Genomic DNA, 3,690 nt, shown 5'->3' with positions numbered 1-3,690 from the left:
CGGCTGATTGACCTCATGGGCGATCGACGCGGTCATTTCGCCGACCACCAGGACGCGGTTCAGTCGCGCGAGATCGGCCTGGGCCTGCTGCAGCGCCACTTCCATCCGCTTGCGTTCGCTGATGTCGATGTTGGTCTCCAGGATCAGCGCGGGTTGTCCCGCATTGTCGCGCTGGAGCGACCAGCGGCTCGTTACGGCGACGGGCGTGCTGTCCGCCTTTCGGTTGATGAGTTCGCCTTCCCAGCGGTCTTCGCGCAGCAGCCTGGTCATGATCTGCTCGAGCGACGTGACGAACGTTGTTTGCAGGAGCGTGTGCGCGACAGCGCCGAGCGCCTCGGCGCCCTTGAATCCGTACAACTCTTCGGCGCCGCGATTCCAGTAGAGGATTTTGCCGTCCATGTCGCGCGAGAAGATAGGGTCGTGCGTCAGGTCGAGGAGATTCGCCTGATTGCGCAGTGTCCATACCGTTTGCTGCGCGTGCAAGGCGAGGGCCGTCACGAGGCCGATCGTAACGATGCTGATGCACTCGTTGATAAGGGTCTCCGCGTTCGGGCGGGCGGGTGGCGAGAGCACCCAGCTCGAGATCGCGAGCGCCACGCAGCCGAGTCCGACAAGCACGACGCTGCGCGGCTTGCAAAAGCGCGCGGCGATCAGCACGACGACCACATAGAGCGTCGCGACGGCGATGTCGAGCACCGTAGCCGTATCGACGATGAAGATCACCGCCGCCAGCGCGGCGGTCGCGACAGCGAATGTGACCGTGGTCTTGCGTGACGCGCGCGTTTCGTCTGTCATTGCGGCTCCAGCTCGATGCGTTTGAGCGGCACGCGGGTGTACAGCGTGAGCGACTCGCGCTTGCGACTATCTCCGGCGAGGAGAAACCAGGCAAGCGGATTAAGTATAGGAATGTTGACTATCCCCTTACAAGCGCCGCGTTGCCGTGTCCTGGAGGAACAGGTCGGGATAAACGCGCGCCGTGTCGAGGCCCGCTACGGGATATCGCGGGGTGCCCGTCATCGTCTGCCGGCCCGACGTGTTCCCGGCTGCGGACGTCCGCGCCGCGCGCGTGGGCCGCTCGCGCGTGGGCCGCTCGCGCGTGGGCTGCTCTATATGGTTCCGGTGCGAATGGTCGTGCGGACGGTTGAGAAGTCGAGAGGCTCGGCTATTATCTGGAGACGATGCAAGCGGCTGGTGCAGTCGCGCCAAAGGGAGACGTTCTGTGCGGGCGACTGTTTCTTCACATGAAAGCCGAGGCTTGCGATATCTGGCGGCGTTGTGGCTTGGGGGCTGTATCGCGCTCGGCGCCGTGACTGCAACCTGTGTCTTTCTGAACCAGGAAGAGAGCACCACCGGCTTCTTCCTTCTGGTTGTCATTGTTCTGCTGTCACTTCTGGACTGTTTCATCTCATCGGTCATTTTCTCGGTGGTGGGCGCCGCGCTGCTCAGCTATTTTTTCACGGAACCCATCAATAGCTTCCACATCAGCAAACCCCAGGATTCCCTCTCCCTGGTTGCCTTTCTCGTCACGTCAATTGCAATCACCACGCTTGTCAGGCGGATTGGCCGCGTTGAGAAGACGCAGCGCGCGCAGGCACAGCTGCTGGAGCTGACGCACGACATTATCATCGTGCGCGATAAGAAAAACGTCATTACGTACTGGAATCACGCAGCAGAGACACTCTATGGATGGAAGAAGGAAGAGGCGCTTGGGAAGTCCATTGACGAATTTCTGAGTTCGGTTTTTCCGCTCCCTCGCGATGAGCTCCAGCGGATTTTTCTTCGCGACGGCCAGTGGGAGGGCGAATTGATCCACACGCGGCGGGATGGCACCGAGATAATCGTGACGAGCCGCTGGGCACTGCAGCGCGACAGTGCGGGAAATCCGTTGGCCACGCTTGAGACCAACAACGACATCACGCAGCGCAGACGTGCCGAGGAACTGCTTCGAAAAAGTCAGGCGGAGTACTTCGCCGAAGCGCAGAAGCTGAGCACGACCGGCAGTTTCGGCTGGAATGTCCCGACCGGCGAAATCTTCTGGTCCGCGCAGACTGCTTCGATCTTCGAATACAACGTGGCGGTCGTGCCCAACATCGAGCTGGTCAGGCAGCGGGTGCATCCAGACGATCTACCCCTGTTCGAGGAGAAAGTTGCAAACGCGGGCAGTCTGGCTGCCGGGTTTGACATCGAGCATCGGCTGCTTTTTCCTGATGGACGCATCAAACATCTCCACGTCGTCGGCAAGAGAGCGGACGGTCAGCCGGATAACAGAAAGTTCATCGGGGCCGTGATGGACGTGACGCGGGCGAAGCAGACCGAGGAGCAGTTGCGGCATGCGCAAAGCGAACTTGAACGCGTAAGCCGGATGACAGCGCTTGGCGAGCTGAGCGCATCGATTGCCCACGAAGTGGGGCAACCCCTTTCCGCCATCGTAACGAACGGTGAAGCATGTCTGCGCTGGCTGGATCGCCAGCCTCCGAACATGGCGGAAATCGAGAGCTGCGTGAGGCAGATGACGGACCAGGGAAATCGCGCCGCCGCAATCGTGCAACGTGTGCGGGCGCTCATGAAGGGAGTGCCGCCGGAGCGGACGCCGATTGCAATCAACGAGGTGGTCGACGAGGCGATTGCCGTTATCAGACGCGATATCGAGCGCCAGGGCGGCTCGCTGACACGTCGTCTTGCCAGGGGGCTGCCGCCGATACTGGGCGACCGTGTGCAGCTCCAGCAGGTGCTCGTCAATTTGATCATCAACGGTCTGCAGTCGATGGCGAGCGTCAACGGCAGGCGCGAACTTATCGTCCAGTCCCGCCTCGACCCTGAAGGCAATGTTGTCGTGGCTGTGAGGGATTCGGGGGCCGGCATCCAGGAGGCCAATCTTCCGCAACTCTTTGAACCGTTCTTTACGACCCGCAGTGCCGGCATGGGAATGGGGCTTGCTATAGCCAGTTCTATTGTTGAAGCCCACCGTGGGCACATCTGGGCTTCCAATAACCCTGAAGGTGGTGCGACGTTCTCGTTCAGCCTTCCGCCAGCCATGACCATGAAGGAGGAGGCGGTGCGAAAGTGACGCACCGCGGGCGGCGCGCACAAGGTTCGGTTCACCTATACATTCGTACGATGTCACTGAACGCCGTTGTGAAGTAATCTGCTAATCAGGAGAGGCGGGCGGCACTGACCACACGTCATCCCGAGAGAGATAATCGAGGGCCTTATTTTGCAAATTACACCAGTGGTGTCGATTGTGGACGATGATTCAGCCGTCCGTGTAGCGCTAAGCAGCCTCATCCGGTCGCTTGGCTGGCACGCGCGCATGTATGAGTCGGCAGAAGAATTTCTTGCCTCCGGGCAGGCCGCCCATACCTCCTGCCTGATTTCCGACATCCGCATGCCCGGGATGTCGGGTATCGAGATGCACGAGCGCCTTCGTGCGCAGGGACATGCCCCGGCCACCATCTTTATCAGTGCCTATCCGACGCCGGCATTGGAGGCGAAAGCGGCGAGCAACGGCGCACTTGTGTTGCTGCAGAAGCCTTACCAGGCCACTGCAATGACTCACTGGCTCTCGGTCGCGCTCGGGAATCCCTAGCGAATATCGACGCTGGGCAGAAGTGCCCACGCACGACGGTGTTCAACGCTGATCGCGGTGGGACAGACGGGGCTGGATACCAAGCGATTCGGCCTTGCGGACAA

The 3,690-nt window shown here is 60.8% G+C and carries 3 protein-coding genes; 2 read left to right on the top strand and 1 reads right to left on the bottom strand.

Features of this window, described 5'->3' with window-relative positions:
• A partial coding sequence (locus tag QOC89_RS08830; RefSeq protein ID WP_323044675.1) for a PAS domain S-box protein occupies positions 1–795 on the bottom strand: 795 nt, incomplete at its 3' end.
• A 424-nt stretch (positions 796–1,219) separates the two neighbouring features.
• Between QOC89_RS08830 and QOC89_RS08825 the strand changes: the two genes are divergently transcribed.
• Both QOC89_RS08825 and QOC89_RS08820 read left to right on the top strand, forming a co-directional pair.
• On the top strand, positions 1,220–3,067 hold the full coding sequence (locus tag QOC89_RS08825; RefSeq protein ID WP_323044674.1) for an ATP-binding protein: 1,848 nt from the start codon (positions 1,220–1,222) through the stop codon (positions 3,065–3,067).
• A 162-nt stretch (positions 3,068–3,229) separates the two neighbouring features.
• Positions 3,230–3,586: a response regulator transcription factor gene (locus QOC89_RS08820; RefSeq protein WP_323044676.1), complete on the top strand. Its 357-nt coding sequence runs from the start codon at positions 3,230–3,232 to the stop codon at positions 3,584–3,586.
• Positions 3,587–3,690 lie beyond the last annotated feature (104 nt).

Origin of the sequence: Paraburkholderia sp. (genome assembly GCF_034668105.1) — a bacterium.
GTDB lineage: Bacteria > Pseudomonadota > Gammaproteobacteria > Burkholderiales > Burkholderiaceae > Paraburkholderia.
This window is presented reverse-complemented; position numbering and strand designations above follow the sequence as displayed.